Below are 21,648 nucleotides of genomic sequence, written 5' to 3'. Positions count from 1 at the left end.
CTAATTATCAATTTGCAATAATTGCACACATTTTTATGAATAGATTTAGGATTGCTATATTATTTATGATATAAAAAAGCAAATAATTTGGTAAATAAAATGGCGAAAGAAATAGAGCGGAAATATTTAGTGAGAGGAGATAGCTGGAGAGGATTAGCTGAAGGTAGTGTATATCGTCAAGGATACATTGCTACACAAGACAAAGCGACTGTACGTATACGTATAGTAGGGGAAAAAAGTTATTTGACCATTAAAGGCCCCAATATTAAATATTCAAGATTAGAGTTTGAGTATCCTATTCCTGTTAAAGATGCTCAAGAAATACTTGAGACATTATGTGAACGTCCCTTTATAGAAAAAATCAGATATAAAATAGAGTCGGCTGGTTTGATTTGGGAAATAGATGAGTTTGATGGTGTTAATAAAGGACTGATATTAGCAGAAGTTGAACTCAGTGATGAAAATCAGCAAATTGAATTACCAAGCTGGATTGGACAAGAAATTTCTGATGACTCCAGATATTTCAACAGCAATTTAGTAAAATACCCTTTTTCACAATGGTAATAGCTGAAATATTAAGAACATCCCAATTTTGCGAAAATACCTAACTCACAGAATTTGCAGCTACATAAACGTAGACCAAGCTTTTGTGCAGGATATCTCGCTCATAAGAAACAAGGCAGGAGGCTCAGTTGGCAGAAGGGAAGAGGATTTGACTTGTTTCTTCCATCCATAACGGAAGCGAGCACGTCCGTAAACAGTTTCTGTCACTCTCCGAAAACAAAATTTCCCATTCAGATGTGGTACAACGTTATATCACAAGGTGTAGGTGCGCCTTCGTTGAAGACTTACGTAAGCGAAAACCGCTATATTTAATTTTGTTTGACTTAAGAACTTCCAACTAAAAAATATCCCATCGTATTTAGGGCAGGGAGCAGAGGGGAGGAACAGTCGTGTTGAGTCCATAAATTGGGATAATGATAATTTATTTTTTGGGTTTCCTTACGTATTAAACTTTGGACAAAAAAGTGTTCGTGTAAATTATTCGCGAACTAAAAATTTAGGCATTATACAGCAGATTGCAGATAAATGAAGTACAGATATAAATGCTAAAACTCTTGTGGGGTGGGCATATTGCCCGCCCTTGTGTACCTCACTCAGATAAAATATGCTGTAAATTATCTTAGTTATTTTTCAATCTGAGTTTAATACCTAAAGTCTCAGAACATTTACGCGGCTTTTTATTTATTAGATATTGATTTTAACTGTTTCTTGACAACAGGATGCTTATTTCATTGCGTAATTTATTCCTTGGAAGTCTCATTAGGAAATATTTTATCTACGGACGTGTGATTACTTAGTAAATCAATTAATAAAAGTATAAAAATTCAAGTATATTTTCGCCTATCAATTCAGCATTAGCCCCAATAGGATGTAGCAGAATACATATTACTCGCCAGATTAACAGGTGCGTTCTGAGCTAAATGACTATTAAGAAACCTTTGCTAATCAAGCAACCGGAAATTGGAAAGCTCATCCGTAAACTTCGTGGCATAACTGGTCTTACCCAAGAACAGTTTGCAACATCTTTAGGTATAACTTATTCGACGGTAAACCGTTGAGAGAAATGACATGCTAAGCCTTCATCTTTAGCTATGCAAAAGATGAAGGGGACGTTAGAGGAGATGGGTGATCTGGGACAGAAAGTGTCGGTGAAGTATTTGTCGAATTAGAAAGCAGGCTCAAAGGCAAATTAATTGAAGTTACTTTCCCCCAATTAATAGGTTATCGCTACGACATAACCACAAACAATTCAATTCTAATTTTACCGATGTTTGCAGATATGCATATTTTGCAGATTACTCAACCTTTGAGTTTGAGTTTACCGTAGCCGATATTTTCTTCACTTTTGAAGACGAATTTAGGTTAAAAACGCGCAAAAACTCCCAAAGTTTCTTTCTTAATTGAGCGCCAATATTTTTCAGTCAACTTTATCTGAACTGTACAATGTTTGATTATTCTACCCCCGCTTTAGCTACATATCTTAATATTTCTTCGCCAAGAGCAGCTTGCACTAACGGCAGCAAAGTTGCGGTCATTAATACTGAAGGTGTATGGGAAGTAGAAAGTAATGGGACTAAAAAACTAATTCCAAACTCTAATTACGATGCTCGTGACATTGTAGCAATTGACGGCAAAACTTATGTCTTAGCTGTTCCAACGGGACTAGTAAAAATAAAAACTGACGGAACTAGGCAAAAAATAGTTAGCAACACAGCTAATTCAAAGACACGGGTGAAATTTTTGCAAAATTGGATTATTTACCAGTCTGCAAATACTTTATCCATTTATGACAAAAACCTCAATTTTAAAGCCAAACAGAGTTATGGCGTAACTGAGGTAATGGATTTTGAGTATAAAAACGGGTATCTCTACACTAGTGGCTACCAACAACAAAAGAGGTTAGGTATTCCCGTCCAGATAGCTTTTCTTTATCGGATGGTTTTCGACGGAGCAAAAATATTTGCTTTGGCAAATTTAGCAGGAAATAACCAAGGCAAGCTTTGGGGCTACAATTCTGCCGATCTTGCTAACGACATGGCAGACACAAGACTTAACCAATTACATATTTTAGAAGACAAGCTTTATGTCCTCGGTTCAGTTTATGGGGGTAACTCAATCTATAGGTGGAATGGCAAAGACTTATTAACAAAGACTTTGATCACCACAGACAGCTATACTAATGCTGCACAAACCCGTGATGAAACAAAGGTATATATAGGAACTGTTAATCTGACTAATTTTACTGTCGAGCGTGGGCAGCTAAGTGTTCCAAGAAGGCCTACAACTGCGGGGATGGGAGACGGCAGTAGCAATTTCCCTAAAACTATTTACTCAGATGGCAGTAAAATTTTTGTGGGTTCCTCTGCTGCCTATGCGATCGCCAATAGAGATAATCAAACCTTTATGGGTAAACCCATCTCGGCTTACCGGGGAGATGCGTCTCTTTTAGTTGTCTCCAACAACCTAAAGACTCGCCACGCTTGGGTAACACCAGGAAATGGTGAAGTATTGCTATTTACTGATAAGTTTGCAGTCATCAAAACAGGTAATATAAATGACTTGGCTACAAATATAGGAACTGCCCAAAAACTACCAACAAATACTTATTTCGTTAAGTTTTAATCGAGCAACCAAAGAGATTGTCTGCAATCTCGTTGCTCAATCCTTTTGTGCAGAAAACTATAAGTCAATACAGTTCAGATAAGCTCAAAACCCAGATGTAGAGATGCGAATTATCGCGTCTTGAAAGATTAATTATCTACACCAATAACCCTTAACCCAGGCTTATTGAACTATAAGCAAGATTAATTATTAGTTTTATTTGCGTAAACTATACGCGAACAAGTTACTTTTTTGTCCAAAGTCTAATACGTACTTTACATAACTATAATATGTATAGCAGGCTTGTTAAGCTAAAAGTTTTGCCCTGTCTCATCTAACTCCTATTCGACGCAGAACCTCTTATTTTAATCATTGAGGACAAGTATAGTTCTTGTCCTTTACTTTTTTGAGAAAGTTTTCGCCACAGACTGTATTTTATAAAAGAGTAATATCAATAAATTTTAATAACCTCTTGTTTTTTAGCACAATCTATGTAAGTCTCATAACTATATAATACGATAAATCGATCGACTTATCGTATTTTGTCAGAAAGTCAGGTGGGTTAGCCAATAAAGTCAAAATTTAGTGCCAAGTAAACTTTTTAGGAGATGTAATCGTGAGTACATATAAATCTGAGTCAGCAATAGTTCAACTTCGCAGCTGAATTTAGAGACTGATGCTCTAGTCATAAGTCGTGGCCCATCAGCAACTTGGGCAGCTTGGAATGCTGCTGCTCAAGGGGTAAGAGTGGTACTTGTAGATAAAGGCTACTACGGTACGAGTAGAGCCTGATTTACATTTAATTTTGAGTAGACAAATTGGTGATGATGCTCATGCGATCGCCTTTTTTCAACGGATTATTGCCTCACAGGACGCGATCCTATCGACAATATCCATAATAAAAAGTTACTTAACGATGCACAAGCTAGAGATTTTATTAACAACCAATATTAAGAGCGAATAGTACCTGTATTTTAAAGATAGCGAAAGAATGAAGAATGATAATTTTGTTACTTCGTCTTTCCTAAATTAGGAGTTACTAAACTTAAAATTGAACATTCGTGGAGGTCAAATCATGTTTTCTGGAAAAATTGAAAAAGAATTATTTGGTGAAGAAATTTGGTCAATTTGGCAAACAACTAAATTACCAGATCATCTACAGTTATTAGTGGATCAAGAACTAGGAAAACGCGATATTTGGGAATTGCAGTTTCAAAAGCCTGAGGAGCAGCCTATTTATCCAAATCTCTATGATGACTCTAGTCATTCAACAAATATTTAACAAAAAAGGTAGTTCTTGCGTAAGGCAAGAGGCCAAAGAAATACTGCCCTACGCAAGAACTACTGTGATACCTACGGCGGTAAATTAGGCGCTGAGAGTAAGAGTTTAAGTCTCTCAGCAAATTTTGAATTTGCTGGGAGACTATTATAAAGTGGTGGGTCTAAATTCCCCACTGATTGCATTCTGAATTTTGACTTCTCTATTTAATTAATGCAAAATAATGCAAAGTCGAATTCATGCTGCAAATCCCTCTCCAATTTCTTTTACCTAGCAAGAGAAGGAATCAAGATTAATGGCACATCTATTTGAACCATTCAAGATTCGTGAAGTTGTTTTTCGCAACCGTATCGCCGTTTCACCGATGTGTCAATATTCCAGTACAAATGGATATGCTAATGATTGGCACGTTATTCATCTAGCTTCTCGCGCAGTTGGCGGTGCAGGTATAGTGTTCACAGAAGCAGCAGCTGTGGAACCGCGTGGACGCATTAGCCCGCAAGATTTGGGAATTTGGTCAGATTCACACATAGAAATTTTAGCCAAGACTGTGGCATTAATTCATAACTTTGGCGCTGTTGCAGGTATTCAACTTGCTCATGCAGGTAGAAAGGCCAGCACTGCTAAACCGAGTAAAGGAGGGAAAGTGCTGGATGAATCTCAGGAAGGTTGGCGTCCCTTGGTTTCGAGTAGTGCGATCGCTTTTAGCCAAAATAGCCCAGTTCCAGAAGCCCTTAGCCTTGAGGGAATTCAAGAAATTATTGACGCCTTTGCTCAAGCTGCCAAACGTTCTTTAAAAGCTGGTTTCAAGGTAGTGGAAATCCATGCTGCTCACGGTTATCTACTGCACCAATTTCTCTCGCCTCTTTCTAACCACCGTCAAGATGATTATGGTGGTAGCTTTGAAAATCGGACTCGTCTGCTCAGAGAATTAGTTCAAGCAGTCCGAGAGGTTTGGCCTAAAACACATCCACTCTGGGTACGCATCTCCGCCACCGATTGGGTAGACAATGGCTGGGACATTGAGCAAAGTATTGCTTTAAGCGACAAACTCAAGTCTTTAGGAGTGGATCTGATCGACAATTCATCAGGCGGTATCATACCGGGCGTTAATATCCCAATTAAACCTGGTTATCAGACTCAGTTTGCCGAACGCATCCGCCGCGAAGCTAATATTTATACAGGAGCCGTGGGCTTAATTACATCTCCTGAACAAGCTGACGAGATTATTCGTACAGAAGTAGCTGATATAGTGCTGTTAGGACGTGAACTACTCCGCAATCCTTACTGGTCACATCTAGCAGCTAAACAACTTGGACACGATAAACTCTGGCCTGTTCAATACGACCGAGCTTGGCTGTAGGCTTTCTTCTGTTCGACATCCTAACACTACTACAATGTCTGCTACCGCAAATAAACGCTACGATGATGCGCCAGTTCAACCAGATCATCATGGCAATGCTAGCAATGAACGGAAGTTTTAATTTTTAATTGAGTGGAGCTTACTCCGCCTCGCCGATAAGGGTGAAAGCCGCCCACTTTTTGGGAATGTTAGGGTATTGTTGCTTCAGCTTAAGCATAGCAATTCGCAAGGATTGGGCTTTGTCGCCGATTTGCTTTAGCTGACGATAAAACTCCGTCATCAACTCCTTTGTAGGTGCATCTGGAACTGACCAGAGGGAAACAATTACGCTGGGAGTACCCGCGATAAATAAGGAACGGGATAGCCCAATGACACCATCGCCAGTGATGCGACCTCTACCGGTGTCACAGGCACTTAGAACGACCAATTCGGCATTCAGTTTTAGTTCGAGAATTTTTTCGGCGGTGAGTAAGCCGTTATTGTTGTTGGTAGGGGCGAGTGCGATCGCACTATTCAAACCTTGGGTATCATCAAGTATGCCATGCGTTGCTAAATGGACGATTCGGGCGTTTGGCAGTCGCGCTAAAACAGCGGCAATGGTTGCTTCATTGCCAGTCATTGCTCTGGTATTTAGTAGGGATGCGATCGCTTGTGCTTCAATCCCTGCTCCCGGTAAATTTGGTAACTTTTGTGGTTTATCTCCTATTTTAGGCGGTATGCTGGGCATCGTAGGATTCCCTACTACGATTGCATCTTGTCGAGACGTTATCGGCAATTTTTCTATCCGTTCCTTTGAAAAGCGAGTTAGTTCTAATACCTGAATTGATGGTGTAGTTAAACTAGTGTGTTTTTCAATCAGGTATTTGCCGTTCTTGTCCATTAGTGCTGAAAAAGGAACTAGGAACAGCTCGCCTTGAGGTACAAAAATGATGCGATCGTTAGGGTTAGAAGGTAGGAAGTCAGCAATGGGTTGAATTAAGAGTTGATGGAGTTGTTGTAAGCGTTCTGTTTGGTAATTTTCTTCAACGTGATTCTGAATTTGAATGTCAAAAATCCCACGAGATTGCTCAATAGAATCGCGGGTGTTGTCAACAAGGTTAGCGAGTGAAACATTTTGTGGCTGCGATTGTGTTTTCAAATCATAGGAGCGAAAGATAACTTGACCTATGGGTTTGATTACCCAAATATAAAGTTCTGATGGAGGAGATTTTGCTTTACCTTCGCTCTGAAAATTATCATCAATAAGTGAGTATTGAACTATGGTGGCATTTTCAGCCTTAGCAATTTGTTTAATTTGCTCAATATTAGGTGGATTAACAGGAAATTGTTCTTTTTGTTCTTGGCGGTTAGATACTTGTTCTGTTTGGTTAGGAAATAATCGCTTAAACAGTAAATCAACAAAAGCACGCGCCCTTCCTCGTTCAGCAATTTCCAGTGCTGCATCTGTTTTATTTTGCGTAATTAAAACTTTTTGTAACATTTGGTAAGTGCGAGCTTGCTTTTCAAATATTGACACTTTATTAGCGTCATCTAATTTAATACGTAGAGATTCCCAAACCTTAATTGCATCAAATAAAGTTGTCTCTGCTGCTATGAGATTACCGGATTGATAGAAAGCATTGGCTAAATTGTTAAGAGTATTTCCCTCAGCTTCCGGATTTTCTTGCCGTGCTTTCGCTAAACTCTGCTGGTGGTATTCAATTGCTTTCTTATTCTCGCCAAGGGCAAGGTAAGTATTTCCCAAGCCTCCTAAAGCTTTACTGGGGCTAAAGTCTACTACCTCTTTATAATATTGAATGGCGAGTGCATAGTCACCCAAGGTATTGTAAATACTTGCTAAAGTGACTTTATCTTGAGCTACGCCAGAACCATTTTTCTGTTGCTCGTCGATCGCTAATGCTTGCAAGTAGTTCTTAATCGCCTCATCAGATTTCTCTTGGGAATTGTAAGCATTACCTCGACCTCGGAGAACCGCTGCTTCCAGTTGAAAATTTTCATATTGCTCTAAAGTTTTTAGTGCATCATTGTAATACTGAATAGCTTTGTCATAGTTACCCAAGGTACTGTAAACACTGCCCAGATTCAAGAGGTTCTTCACCTGCTTTTCTAGGTTATGAAATTTCTGGGTAATTTCCAATGCCTGTAAGTATGACTCTACAGCTTGAGTATAATTGCCCAGGCAGTAGTAAGCACTTCCCAGTTTTTCGAGAATGAAAGCCTCATTTTCGTGGTCTGCTATTTCTTGATAAAGTAAAAGTGCTTTTTGCCAAAAGGGTAAAGCTGCTGCACAATTTGGAGCATAAAACTCTAAATCTCGCAGTCGGTCTGCTTGCACTTTTAAGGAAGTAGGGGGTTGGGGTAAAATCAAGATAGCTAGCAGCCTGCCATTCGTATCCCACATACGAGCAGTGCCGTCAAAGGATGCAGTAACAATCCGCTGTCCATCTGAGCTAAAACTGGCACTGGTGACACTGCCCCGATGTCCTTTGAGTTCCATAAGCAGCTTGCCAGAAACATCCCACACACGAGCGATGCCGTCAGAGGATGCAGTGACAATTCGTTGTCCATCCAGGCTAAAACTCGCACTGCTAACAACGCCCTGATGCCCTTTTAGCTCCACGAGCAGCTTACCATTAGTATCCCAAACACAAGCGGTACTGCCATTAGATGCAGTGACAATTAACTTTCCGTCCGGGCTAAAACTTGCACTGTTGATTACGCCATATTCAAGTTCTGCTAACAGCTTGCCACTCGTATCCCATACCTGGGCAGTACCGTCCCTAGCGGCGGTGGTAACAATCCGCTGTCCATCCGGGCTAAAAGCATTGGTGCCAAGCCCAAGCCCCCGATGCCCTTTAAATTCTGATAGCTGTTTGCCATTCGTACCCCACACACGGACGATACCGTCAAAAGATGCGGTAACAATCCGCTGTCCATCTGGGCTAAAACTCGCACGATAGACATTGTCCCGATGCCCTTTTCCTTTTAGCTCCATGAGCAGCTTGCCACTCGTGTTCCACACACGAGCGGTATCGTCCCCAGATGCGGTGACAATCCGCTGTCCATCTGGGCTAAAATTGGCACTACTGATAATGCCTTGATGCCCTTTTAGCTCCACGAGCAGCTTGCCACTCGTATCCCACACGCGGGCAGTACTGTCTCCAGCAGGTGCGGTAACAACCCGCTGTCCATCCGGACTAAAACTTGCAATAGTAAATCCGTGAATATAATCTCTTTTTTGATCTCCTTTAAGTTCTGCCAGCAGCTTGCCAGAAGCCTCCCACACATAGACACTACCGTCCTCAGATGCGGTAATAACCCGCTGTCCATTAGGGCTAAAACTGGCACTAGTGACCATACCGTGATATCGCTTAAGTTCTGCTAATTGTTTGCCAGAAGAATCCCATACGTGGGCAGTATGGTCAAAAGATGTGGCGACAATGTGCTGCCCATCCGGGCTAAAACTTGGACTGATGATAATGCCTTGATGCCCTTCGAGTTCCATAAGCAGCTTGCCAGAAATATCCCATACACGGCCGTTACCAACTTCAGATGCAGTGATAATCCGCTGTCCATCCGGGCTAAAACTCGCACTGTTGATAAAGGCATATTCAAGTTCTGCTAACAGCTTGCCATTCGTATCCCATACCCGGGCAGTGCCATCCTCAGACACGATGACAATATGCTGTCCATCCGGACTAAAACTCGCACTTGCATCATTATCCCAGTGAATATTATTATAATGTCTTTTTTGATCCCCTTTAAGTTCTGCTAGCTGTTTGCCAAAAGCATCCCACACACAAGCAGTGCCGTTCTTTGACGCAGTAATAATTCGCTGTCCATCCGGGCTAAAACTCGCACTTATAATCCTTGTCTGCCCTTTGAGTTTCACCAACAGCTTGCCATTCGTATTCCAAACACGGGCGGTACCGTCAAAAGATGTGGTAATAATCCGCTGTCCATCCGGGCTAAAACTCGCACTTCTGACAGTTTCCTGATGCCCTTGTAGAGACGTCCGCAAGTGCGTCTTTACACCAGACAAATCCCACACACGAGCAGTAGCGTCCGCTGATGCAGTGACAATTAACTTTCCATCCGGGCTAAAATTGGCACTAGTGATATAGTCCCGATGCCCTTTAAGTTCTGCTAGTAAGTTGCCTGATAAGTTCCATACTCGAGCGGTTTTGTCCATAGATGCAGTGACAATGCGCTGTCCATTAGGGCTAAATCTGGCACTGGTGATATAGTCTTGATGCCCTTTTAGCTCCGCGATCAGCTTACCATTCGTATCCCACACACAGGCGATATTAAAGGATGTGGTAACAATCCGCTGTCCATCCGGGCTAAAACTCGCACTGGTTATAAAGTCAATCCCATTGGCTGTTTTAGCTTCTATGACGAGCTGTTTTTCTTGTTCCGCTTTATAGGAAGGAGTTTCAGGAAACCTGAGTTGGGCTAGCAGCTTATCTGAAGTATTCCACACACCGACTGTACCGTCCTTAGATGTGGTAACAATCTGCTGTCCATCCGGACTAAAACTCGCACTGGTAACATCGCTTTGATGCCCTTTAAGTTCTGCTAGCTGCTTGCCATTCGTATCCCACACACGAGCGATACCGTCCCCAGATTCGTAGCCAGATGCGGTAACAATGCGTTGTCCATCCGGACTAAAACTCGCACTGGTAACATCGCCTTGATGTCCTTTAAGTTCTGCTAGCTGCTTGCCATTCGTATCCCATACATAAGCGAACCAGCCAGACGCGGTGACAATTAACTTTCCATCTCGGCTAATACTGGCACTTCTGACACTGCCGGGATGCTCTTTAAGTTCTGCTAGCTGTTTGCCATTCGTATCCCACATACGAGCGGTACCGTCCTCTGATGTGGTAACGCTCAGCTTGCCATCTGGGCTAAAACTGGTACTTCTGACACTGCCCTGATGCCCTTTTAGCTCCACTAGCTGTTTACCAGACATGTCCCACATACGGGCGATACCGTCCTTTGATACGGTGACTATATGCTTGCCATCTGGGCTAAATTTGGCACTAGTGACAGACTGCTGATGTCCTTTGAGTTCTACCAGTAGCTTGCCACTCGTATCCCACACACGGGCAGTGCCGCCTGTAGGTCCTGTCAAAATTAACATTCCATACGGGCTAAAACTGCCACTTTCGCGTTCGACTACGTTCTTGTGTAGTAAGTCACACACACGGTTGGTGTCGTTATTGGATGCAGTGACAATTAATTTTCCATCCGGGCTAAAACTGGCACTGTTGATATTGCCCTGATGCCCTTTGAGTTCAACTACTTGCTTGCGTGGCAAGTTCCACACACGGACGGTGCAGTCAATGGATGTAGTGACAATTAACTTTCCATCTGGGCTAAAATTAGCACTTTTGACTCCTCCATGATGTAATTCAGTTAACAACTTACCTGCCGTATCCCACATCCGGGCAGTACCATCAGAAGATGCGGTGACAATGTGTTGTCCATCTGGACTAAACCTGGCACTGTTCACACTGCCCTCATGCCTTTGTAAAGACGCGACATGTCGCGTCTCTATACCCGACACATCCCACACGAAGGCAGTTCTGTCAACTGATGCCGTAACAATCCGCCGTCCATTACTGCTAAAATTAGCACTCAGTACACTGTCTTGATGTCCTTTTAGTTCCGCCAATTGGTTGCCAGATAAATCCCATACACGAGCAGTTTTGTCATCCGATGCGGTAACTATACGCTTACCATCTGGGCTAAAACTAGCACTCCATACAGTACCCGTATGCCCTTTGAGGATGGCTAGCTGTTTGCCAGATGAATCCCATACACGGGCAGTTTTGTCAGCACCAGCACTGAGGATACGCTTGCCATCCGGGCTAAAATTAGCACTGTAGACATTGCCCAAATGTCCTTTGATTTCCAAGAGCAATCTTCCAGTAGTATCCCACACCCGAACGATTTTATCAGCGCCTGCTGTCACAATCTGCTTGCCATTGGGGCTAAAATTAGCACTGTAGACATACCCCTGATGCCGTTTCAGTTCTACTAGCTGTTTGCCCAAATTATCCCATACACGAGCAGTACCGTCAAAAGATGCGGTGACAATGTGTTGTCCATCATGGCTAAAACTCGCACTTCTGACACTGCCTTGATGCCCGTGTAGCTTCACCAGTTGCTTGCCTAACAAATCCCATATACGAGCAGTACCATCATACCCGGCGGTAACTATACGTTGTCCATCGGGGCTAAAACTGGCGCTGTGAACGCTGCCTGCATGTCCTTTAAGTAAAGTTTCCTCAGGAAGGTAATCAATAAAGTTTCCTATAGGCTGGGGAGATTCGGCGATATTTCTTTCTAAGTTACGGTCAAGAGTTGTTTGTGCCAACACTCGTGATGTAGCAAATATTACTAAAAAATTAGGTATCCAAATCTGCAGAACCACCAGTAATGAAGTTGTAACCGCTATGAGCAAAAATCTTTTTAGTTGCATTTTTGTCAAAATTATGCATCAGCAGGTTAGATGATTAACTTATATCTTTTAAGATAAGGAACTTAACACGATGTGCAACTTATTGTTTCGTTACACAAGGCAGCTAGATGAACAATGGAAAAGAAAATTCCCACAAACCGTAACTAGAGCGAGAAAATCGTTACCAGTGAGTGGAATGAGGGAAAGATGTTTTCTATACAATACCTTAGCTAATTTACAAGGGGCCGAAGTCTGTGGAAACGGTATGAATCCGTCCTAAAGAAGTAAGCGTGGCGAAAATCTGGGTAAATCCAGACTTTGGGCTTCATTACCAAGATGTGTTTACACCGTAGCCTTTTACGCTACTTAGCATACACAAGTACTAAAAACCTTGATCGCTTAAGGTAACTTAACCGTTTTTATACGCAGATGAATATATTTTCTGCGTATTTTTGATGAAAAAAGATTCATTTCAATGTATATTTCTGCATTCTTTTGGGAATCATAAATCGAGGAAGCATTATAGACCACAAGGTATTACTTCCTGAAACATCACGTAACTTTTAGAGGATAATTATGTCTAAACGCAAGTTGCCCAAAGGCCGTAGTGTTAGTTCAGTTGCTCTAGAACCAGAAGTTGCGATCGCAATCCTTGGGTTGTTTTCCGCAGCTGCTGATGGTGAAGGTATTTCTTCCACAGAAGAATATGCTTTGAGTGAATTTCTCGGTCAGGTTGACTTATTTGAAGACTACTCTGAAGAAGACTTTGAAGAATTGACCAAAAAAGTCGTCAGCTTGATTGAAGAAGAAGAACCAGAAGATTTAATCGCCCAGTCCATCGAATCCTTACCCAATAGAAATTATCGCGAAGCTGCATACATCACAGCTATCTTAGTAGTAGGGATTGACGAAGAAGTACCCGAAAGCGAACAAGATTATATCTCTGAGCTTCAAGAAGCCTTAGATATTTCAGACGAACGCGCACAAGAACTTATAGACGCAATATTTGCAGAAGAAGAGGAAGAGGAAGAAGAATAATCTTTTTTGACTTGCAACCTCAGTCATCTACCACTTTAATTTGGGGTTGCTAAATTTAGAATATGAAATAATTTTGTTTGAGTTAAGTTGTTCGGATTCCCGGCTTCATGAAGAAGTTGGGAATTTTGCATTTTATCAAAATTAATCTGATAAAGCATTAATAATTAGAAATTAGACAAAAATCACCAAAAAGTTGAATTTATCAATTTGTAGAGTTATCCAGAACCCTTGTAGAGATGTAACACTGCTAAATCTCTATTTTTCGGAGATGCCTAAACAACGCACCACCATTTTTCAGATAAAGGTAAAATAATCCTTGAGCGTAGGCGTAGCCCGCCGCAGGCATCGCCATTCAACTTTCACATCACTTTATCATCAGATATTGTGGAATTTCCGTGCGTAACTCGATAGCATCTATGACCGCCTCTCACTCTGAAACTCCATCTACCAAGCCCGATGCAAGTACTTTTATTTCTGACCATCAACAGGTGGATCGCAGTAAGCTAAGTCAAATGTACTTGCATTATGTCGAGACAAAGGATAAATATCCTCACGCGGTATTGCTGTATCGGGTAGGAGATTTCTTTGAATGCTATTTTCAAGATGCTGTAAAACTAGCGCAAGAATTGGAATTAGTTCTTACTAGTAAGCAAGCTGGGGAACAGGGACGGGTGGCGATGTCTGGTGTTCCGCATCATGCTTGGGAACGCTATGCGACGATGCTAGTAGAAAAAGGCTACGCAGTAGTAATTTGTGACCAAGTAGAAGATGCTTCTGAAGCTGCTGGGAGATTGGTGCGGCGAGAGGTAACGCGCATCCTGACTCCTGGGACTTTGCTAGAAGAAGGAATGCTTAAATCAAGTCGCAATAATTACCTTGCAGCAGTAGTAATTGCCGCAAATCATTGGGGTTTAGCTTATGCAGACATCTCTACAGGTGAATTTCTTACCACTCAAGGTAGCGATCTAGAACATTTGACACAAGAATTAATGCGCTTGCAACCTTCAGAGGTGTTAGTTCCGACAAATGCGCCCGATTTGGGTAGTTTGCTGCGTCCGGGAGAAACTTCGCCACATCTGCCGGAGTGTTTGCCATCATCATTTTGTTATAGTTTGCGATCGCAACTTCCCTTTTCTCAAGGAGAAGCTAGACCAAGATTATTGCAGAAATTTAAGGTGCGATCGCTTGAAGGACTTGGTTGCGATCGTCTTCCCCTCGCTGTTCGTGCGGCTGGCGGTCTTCTGGAATACCTGGAAGATACTCAAAAAGAAAACCCTGTCACCCTCCAAAGACTCCGCAGCTACACTGTTACTGACTACCTAATTGTTGACAATCAAACCCGCCGTAACTTGGAAATTACCCAAACCGTTCGAGATGGTACTTTTCACGGTTCCCTGCTTTGGGCATTAGATAAAACTAGTACAGCAATGGGTGGGCGGGCTTTGCGGCGGTGGTTGTTGCAACCCCTAGTCGATATTAAAGGCATTCGGGCGCGACAAGATACTATCCAAGAATTAATGGAAAATACGCCCTTGCGTCAAGATTTACGCCAGTTGTTAAGGCAAATTTATGATTTGGAACGACTCACAGGAAGAGCGGGTTCTGGTACAGCTAATGCTAGAGATTTAGTAGCTTTGGCAGATTCCCTCTTACGCTTACCGGAATTATCCAACTTAGTCGTTGAGACGCGTTCTCCCTTCCTGAAAGCTTTACAGAAAGTCCCAAGTGTATTGGAAGAATTGGCACAAAAGTTACACGCACATCTTGTAGAGTCGCCACCCATACTAATTAAAGAAGGCGGATTAATTCGCCCCAGTGTAAATCCCCTATTGGATGAAAGGAAGGCGACTGTAGAAGCAGACCAGCTATGGATTGCCAACTTGGAAGTTGATGAGAGAGCTAAAACAGGAATTTCGACACTGAAGGTAGGATTTAACAAAACTTTTGGTTATTACATTAGTATTTCCCGCACCAAAGCTGACCAAGTACCTGCTAATTATATCCGTAAGCAAACCTTGACTAATGAGGAGCGTTACATCACCCCTGATTTAAAGGAACGAGAAGCCCGGATTCTGACGGCGCGAGATGATTTAAATCAGTTGGAATATGAGATTTTTACGGCCTTGCGGGAAGAGGTAGCACAAGAGGCCGAAGTCATTCGCAATTTATCTCGTGCAGTGGCGGCGGCAGATGTGTTGTGTGGTTTGGCTGAGTTGGCCGTACATCAAGGTTACTGTCGTCCCGAAATGTTGCCAGGAAGGGAGATAAACATTGTTGATGGTCGTCATCCGGTAGTAGAACAGTCTTTACCTGCGGGGTTCTTTGTGCCGAATTCAACGCAATTGGGTCAAGAGTCGTTAGCAGATGACCAAGAACAAATCACAAATGACATAGACGCGCCAGCGGCTTCCCGCAGGGTAGGACAAAGGACAAATGACAGTCCCGATTTAATCATCCTCACTGGGCCAAACGCCAGTGGCAAAAGTTGTTATTTGCGTCAGGTGGGATTGATTCAGTTAATGGCGCAGGTTGGTAGTTTTGTACCAGCTAGGTTTGCCAGATTGGGAATATGCGATCGCATTTTCACCCGTGTCGGTGCAGTAGATGATTTAGCAACTGGTCAATCTACGTTTATGGTGGAGATGAATGAAACCGCAAATATTCTCAACCATGCCACATCTAGGTCGCTGGTACTATTAGATGAAATTGGTCGCGGGACAGCAACATTTGATGGTCTTTCCATAGCTTGGGCGGTAGCAGAATATATAGCAGTGGATATTCGGTCGCGGACAATTTTTGCCACGCATTACCACGAATTAAATGAACTGGCTAGCATTATACCGAATGTGGCTAATTATCAGGTGACGGTGAAAGAATTACCCGACCAAATTATCTTTTTGCACCAAGTTCAACCAGGAGGTGCTGATAAGTCTTATGGAATTGAAGCAGGAAGACTGGCGGGTTTACCAGCCGTGGTTATTCAACGCGCAAAACAAGTTATGGGGCAAATTGAAAAACACAGTAAGATTGCGATGGGGCTACAAAATCTTGATGGGTAAGCAAGTTCGTAGTGAGTTAGCGCGGTCTTCTCCCAAAGGGAGAGGATAGCGCCAAGGGGGTTTCCCCCATGAGCGACGAGCTTGACTGGCAACAGGTTGCTGGGCTGTCTTCACCTAAACAAAATCAAGACTTAGAAATTGATAAACTTGTCCAAGAAGTGCGCTACCATATCCAGCCTTACATCCAGCAGCGTTGCGATACTATGCGAGTGCTAGACATGTCTCAACCAATTGGTTTAGATGATATTTATATCAGTGTCAATATTGTAGAGAAAATCACTGGAACTTTGCGATGGGAGTTAGACCAACTGCTGCAGGATGTTTCATCTAAAGAATTTGACCGATTCAATCTAGGCAATGTTCGAGAAGAGCGAGTGCCAGGGTTAGAAGCGGTGCAAAAATTTTCAAAATTAATGATTTTAGGTAAACCAGGAGCAGGAAAAACAACATTCCTCAAACATTTAGCAATGCAGTGTATTTGTGAGCAGGAAAATCGGGTTCCGGTTTTCATCACTCTCAAGGATTTTGCAGAAAGTCACCAACAGATAGATTTGTTAAACTATATTACTCAATTAGTTGATTTACCTTCAAAAATAACAGAAGATATTTCATGGCTAGTGAAGATTTTACGAGCAGGTAAAGTATTTGTTTTGTTAGATGGATTAGATGAAGTAAAAGATGCTGATAACAGTCGTATTTTTCAACAAATTCGGAATTTTGTTGATAGATTTCACAGTAATCAGTTTATAATTACCTGTCGTATAGCTGCAAAGGAATATACCTTTGAGAACTTCACAGAATTGGAAATAGCAGACTTTGACGAACAGCAAATTACTAATTTTACTGAGAAGTGGTTCTGGTGTAAGAATGACCCAATTAAAGCTAAAAAATTTTTAGATAAGCTTAAAAAAGAACAACCTATAAAAGAGTTGGCAACAAGCCCAATTTTACTGACATTACTATGCCTAGTATTTGAAGACACAGGAAGCTTTCCATCTAATCGTTCAGAGTTATATAAGGGTGGTTTAGATGTGTTACTCAAACGTTGGGATGTGACGCGAAACATTGAGCGAGATCAAGCTTATAAAAAGCTTTCATTACAACGTAAGGAGGATTTATTAAGTCAAATAGCTTATTCTAACTTTGAAGCTGGCAATTACTTTTTTAAACAAAAAGAACTTGAAAGACAGATTACCGAATACATTCAAAATTTACTTGATGCTAATACTGACCAAAAGAAGCTGGAACTGGACAGCGAAGCAGTATTAAAATCAATCGAAGCACAACATGGTCTATTTGTCGAGAGGGCAAAAGGGATTTATTCATTCTCCCATCTAACATTTCATGAATATTTTACAGCCAGACAGATAGTTGAAAATTGCAATCCAAAGTCAATGGAAGATGAAATGCTCAACATATTAGTAAATCATCTAACTGAAAAACGTTGGCGGGAAGTTTTTTTATTGACAATTGGAATGTTAACAACCTCAGATTGTTTGTTGCGTTTAATGAAGCACCATATCAATCTGTTATTGGCAGGAGATGAAAAATTACAGCAGTTTTTGCACTGGGCAAATGAAAAATCAAAATCCCTGTCATTTGGAGATTATAAGCCTGCGGCTGTTCGAGCTTGTTATTTTGATTTTGACATAGCACTAGATCGCGATCGCACACTTGCTTGTCTTCTTGATTTTCCCTTTACTCGTGCTTTTACCTGTACTAGTCTTGTATCTCGTGTCACAGGTCGTGAAGTTGTTGAGGCGTTTCCTGATATTACTTTAATTGATGATTTGAGAGACTCTCGCGCTCTTGAACCATCTCTTGCTATCGCTTTTGAGCGAGTTGTTGCTATCAATTCTCTTGAGAGTATGGGGGTTGAACCCAAAGTAGTAAAATCGTTAAAAAAACTTAAACAAGAATTACCTGAAGCAAACAGTAGTAAGGAAATATTAGAAAGCTGGTGGGAAGAAAAAGGTCAAGCTTGGGGAGATCTTTTAAGAGATACTATAGTTCGATATCGAAGCTTAGGCGAAACTTGGCATTTCGATAATTTTAGTCAGAAGCAGAAGAAGTTACTAGATCAATACTACTATGCCAATTTGTTATTAGTAGTATGTTTGAATAGTGATTGCTACGTCAGCCGGAGTGTGCGAGAAGAAATCGAAAATACCTTATTTTTACCAGTTGGAACTGGTTAGATACTGCAACAGTAGCAAGTGGTAGTGTTAACCGTTAACAAGAGAACTTTAGCCTTGGCGTGTTGGTCGATTTTGACAATTGCTGTACACTCTCAGATGCTTACTTTAGGCGCTACTATGATGAAAGAGCGTTATATCATGTCCGGCTAATTAGTTATAATTCCCTTTTTCTATGCAGAAAGCCCAAAAAACCATCTCCTCTGGTTCTCTGCGGTCTTAATGATAAGTTTTTAACCGGACACGATATTAATTACTTCCGAAAAATTTCTACTTTTTTTAACACCACTTCTTGATTTGGACGATCTCTAGTTGTAGGCACATTCGCAATTTTGCTAACTACATCTAGACCTTCGACAACTTCACCAAAAACACTGTGATTGTTGTCAAGGTGAGGCGTTGGTGCTTCTGTAATGAACCATTGCGAACCATTAGTACCGCGTCCGGCATTAGCCATCGACAGGATACCTGCACGAGTGTGTCTCAATTCAGGATGAAACTCATCCTCAAATTGATATCCTGGGCCACCAGTACCCCATCGATTGGCTGTATCTAAATAACGACTTAGAGGATCGCCACACTGAATCATAAAATCAGGGATGACCCGGTGAAAGCGAACGCCATCGTAAGCTGGAGTTCCCTTACCAGATTGACCAGTCTTAGGGTCTTTCCAGTCGATTGTTCCAGTTGCTAGACCGACAAAATTTTTGACAGTGTTGGGGGTTCGCTCTTCTTCCAAACGAACTACAATTTCACCCAAGGAAGTAATTAAACGAGCGTGCAGTGTTCCATCACCGGAAATATTAATTTCTGGAAAATTCATGAGGTATCCTATTTTGAAAATTGCCAGTGTTTGACCTACGATAAGCTTATCAGCAATTCAAGTTACAGGTTTACAGATTACAAAAAAACTGAACCAAGGGAAACTTTAGAAAACGAATATTTTACTCTGGCAAATTTATCGCTGGATTACGGCTGAAGAATCCTCTAGGGACTAACTTAAAGCCAACTCGGTGAACAGGCATCACAGGCCAATCTTCCGATCGCGGAATATGAGTTACGCCCATTGTGTACCACAGTACGATATCTTCACCCAGCAAAGACTCATTGTCTGAGATATATTTTGGTAAACCTTGTCCGGGTTTCGTTTGGTTCGGATAATCGCCTCCAGCATAAAGTTCAGTAGGTTTATATTTTGTTACCCAGAGGTGATGAGTCGCAAATTCTGCCCTTTCCCGGATTTTTGAGCCTTCCACAGGGAAAAATATGGAATTTCCACCAGGCATCAGCATATATCCAGGTGCATCCCCTAAAACATTCTTTTTGTCTGCACTAACAATTATCCATTCTCGACTGCTTTTCATGTCCAAATCGCGCACAGCAGCCGTTTCATTGGCTAGTGGAGTTTCTGCAACTGCGATCGCATTTCCTAAAGGATTTTTCTCATTCATCGGCAAAGCATTCACATTCATTTCCATCACAGAATTCGCCTGACCATCAACATCGAAATCTAGGCGATAGTTGAAAAAATGCTGGTGATTTACTCCAAAGATATTCTTAGCAATTAATCGACCATAAGAATCATCCTCAGATTGCTTTTGGGCAGCTGTTCCTTGCGCCAGTATAATACCTGTTAATTCATTTTGGACTTCTAAAGTCCCATCCTGGTGAAAGATCCAATTGATGCTGTAATCATAGTTGTCAATTGCTACCGTCATCTTCATCACTAATTCTCGACTGCGACGGACATCATTACGCTGAGTATTATACTCATAGTGTTTCCACAGCATTCCGTTATCGCGCTCGTAGATGCCGATAACCCCTGGCATTTGATAAGGTTCTCCCTGTTCATTAGCAAATACAGCATTTAGTAACAAGCCATTTTCGGGAATTTCCTTACCTAATTCCATCGTATTTGCTAGTAAACCTAAGTTATATTCTCCAACATCAAAGGCATTTCTGAACGACCAAGTAGGCTTAGGATTGCCATAAGGTACTACCATTTCTGAGAGGCTAGCGCGGTATAAAACTGGTCGAATATTTTCCCCGTCTTTGTACGTCACTTGGTAGAGCATTAATCCATTCCGAGGATGCATTGAATAGCGAAATTTCCAACCTTGCCAGCTAATTTCATTGTCTTTTATCTGGAAACTTCTACCATTAGCTTGGAGGATTTTCAATACTTTAAGTGGTGACAGTAATTTACCCAAAGATTTGACATCGTAATTCCAGTTTTCTTGAGAGAAAGGTATGTTTCCTTTATCAACAAAACTGGCAATTTTACCCGTGTTCAAATTGACCGTTGCTAAGACTCCTTCAATCGGACTACCGTAATAGTTCCAGCCTTTTCCTTTGTAGTAAGATAAGCCGCGACAAAGACGATTACCTGTTGCTTCTTCCTGTTCGCTTAGAATTCCTGGTGCCCACCAACTAATTTTGACTTGCTCAAAATCAGTAATTCCCCGCCTTTGCATTGCTTTTTGCCATCGAGGATCGGCTTTAACCACCTGAGTTGCTAGTTCATATTCTGAATTAACGATCGCAGGTTGAACAGACGCTCTTTCTTTCCAATAACTTAAGGTTTTGCTTCTGATGTCAACAATTCCTTCAAAGGTTTTGTTTTGCGAGCGCTCATAGATTACCAAAAAAACTTTTCGCCCAAAGATTTTACCATGTGTAAAATTTATGACTTCTTCTTTATCTGGTTCTTGTAAAGCAATAAGTGGAAAAGCTGCCATTTCACTCAAAGTTTTTTCTCTTTTGATAATCGAAACAGCTGTGCTAATTTCTGCCTCGGTTAATGAAGTTAGAGGATGGGAAATCGAAGCTTGTTGAGCCGTCAATGTTTCCATTAATCCCAGTGAGATAAAAATGACGATAGTGATAGTAATAACTATCCCCAAAAAACGTAGCCTCTTAATCATCCCTTTACATTCTTTGAAAAAACCTATAGTTATTTATTTCTAAGCAATCGCTCAGAAACCGATAGATTAAGAAATTAATTTGCTAACGGTATCTGTAATTATCAAATCCATTAGTCTAATCAATTGTTAGCTTTACATTCAAACCTGGGAATACTG

11 protein-coding genes are annotated in these 21,648 nt (G+C 41.4%); 8 read left to right on the top strand and 3 right to left on the bottom strand.

Annotated features, from left to right (window positions below; genetic code table 11):
* Positions 1 to 99 precede the first annotated feature (99 nt).
* The 5 genes from V7K56_RS29760 to namA all read left to right on the top strand — a co-directional run bounded on the left by V7K56_RS29760 (position 100) and on the right by namA (position 5,807).
* Complete coding sequence (locus V7K56_RS29760; protein ID WP_334916486.1) at positions 100 to 564, top strand: CYTH domain-containing protein; 465 nt, start codon at positions 100 to 102, stop codon at positions 562 to 564.
* A 920-nt stretch (positions 565 to 1,484) separates the two neighbouring features.
* Positions 1,485 to 1,622 carry a helix-turn-helix domain-containing protein gene (locus V7K56_RS29755; RefSeq protein WP_334916484.1) on the top strand — a complete coding sequence of 46 codons (138 nt, stop codon included), beginning with the start codon at positions 1,485 to 1,487 and terminating at the stop codon, positions 1,620 to 1,622.
* 385 nt (positions 1,623 to 2,007) lie between these two features.
* Positions 2,008 to 3,186, top strand: a complete 1,179-nt coding sequence (locus tag V7K56_RS29750) for a hypothetical protein (protein ID WP_334916482.1) — start codon at positions 2,008 to 2,010, stop codon at positions 3,184 to 3,186.
* A gap of 1,054 nt (positions 3,187 to 4,240) precedes the next feature.
* On the top strand, positions 4,241 to 4,447 hold the full coding sequence (locus V7K56_RS29745; RefSeq protein WP_334916480.1) for a hypothetical protein: 207 nt from the start codon (positions 4,241 to 4,243) through the stop codon (positions 4,445 to 4,447).
* Positions 4,448 to 4,739: 292 nt separating this feature from the next.
* Positions 4,740 to 5,807, top strand: a complete 1,068-nt coding sequence (gene namA / locus V7K56_RS29740; protein WP_334916478.1) for an NADPH dehydrogenase NamA — start codon at positions 4,740 to 4,742, stop codon at positions 5,805 to 5,807.
* 139 nt (positions 5,808 to 5,946) lie between these two features.
* Here the strand turns inward: namA and V7K56_RS29735 are convergent, their stop codons facing one another.
* Complete coding sequence (locus tag V7K56_RS29735; protein WP_334916476.1) at positions 5,947 to 12,249, bottom strand: CHAT domain-containing protein; 6,303 nt, start codon at positions 12,247 to 12,249, stop codon at positions 5,947 to 5,949.
* A gap of 603 nt (positions 12,250 to 12,852) precedes the next feature.
* On the opposite strand from V7K56_RS29735, the gene V7K56_RS29730 reads away from it, so the two are divergent.
* The 3 genes from V7K56_RS29730 to V7K56_RS29720 all read left to right on the top strand — a co-directional run bounded on the left by V7K56_RS29730 (position 12,853) and on the right by V7K56_RS29720 (position 18,571).
* Positions 12,853 to 13,314, top strand: a complete 462-nt coding sequence (locus tag V7K56_RS29730; protein ID WP_334916474.1) for a tellurite resistance TerB family protein — start codon at positions 12,853 to 12,855, stop codon at positions 13,312 to 13,314.
* 416 nt (positions 13,315 to 13,730) lie between these two features.
* Positions 13,731 to 16,373 carry a DNA mismatch repair protein MutS gene (gene mutS / locus V7K56_RS29725; protein WP_334916519.1) on the top strand — a complete coding sequence of 881 codons (2,643 nt, stop codon included), beginning with the start codon at positions 13,731 to 13,733 and terminating at the stop codon, positions 16,371 to 16,373.
* A gap of 68 nt (positions 16,374 to 16,441) precedes the next feature.
* Entirely contained in the window at positions 16,442 to 18,571 is a 2,130-nt protein-coding gene (locus V7K56_RS29720; protein ID WP_334916472.1) for an NACHT domain-containing protein, read from the top strand.
* Positions 18,572 to 18,821: 250 nt separating this feature from the next.
* Here the strand turns inward: V7K56_RS29720 and V7K56_RS29715 are convergent, their stop codons facing one another.
* Entirely contained in the window at positions 18,822 to 19,391 is a 570-nt protein-coding gene (locus tag V7K56_RS29715) for a peptidylprolyl isomerase (RefSeq protein WP_334916470.1), read from the bottom strand.
* A 121-nt stretch (positions 19,392 to 19,512) separates the two neighbouring features.
* The gene (locus V7K56_RS29710; protein WP_334916468.1) at positions 19,513 to 21,492 is read right to left on the bottom strand and encodes a primary-amine oxidase; all 1,980 of its coding nucleotides are present in this window, start codon (positions 21,490 to 21,492) and stop codon (positions 19,513 to 19,515) included.
* Positions 21,493 to 21,648: the final 156 nt, after the last annotated feature.

This window comes from Nostoc sp., assembly GCF_036917535.1.
Classification (GTDB): Bacteria; Cyanobacteriota; Cyanobacteriia; order Cyanobacteriales; family Nostocaceae; genus Nostoc.
This window is presented reverse-complemented; position numbering and strand designations above follow the sequence as displayed.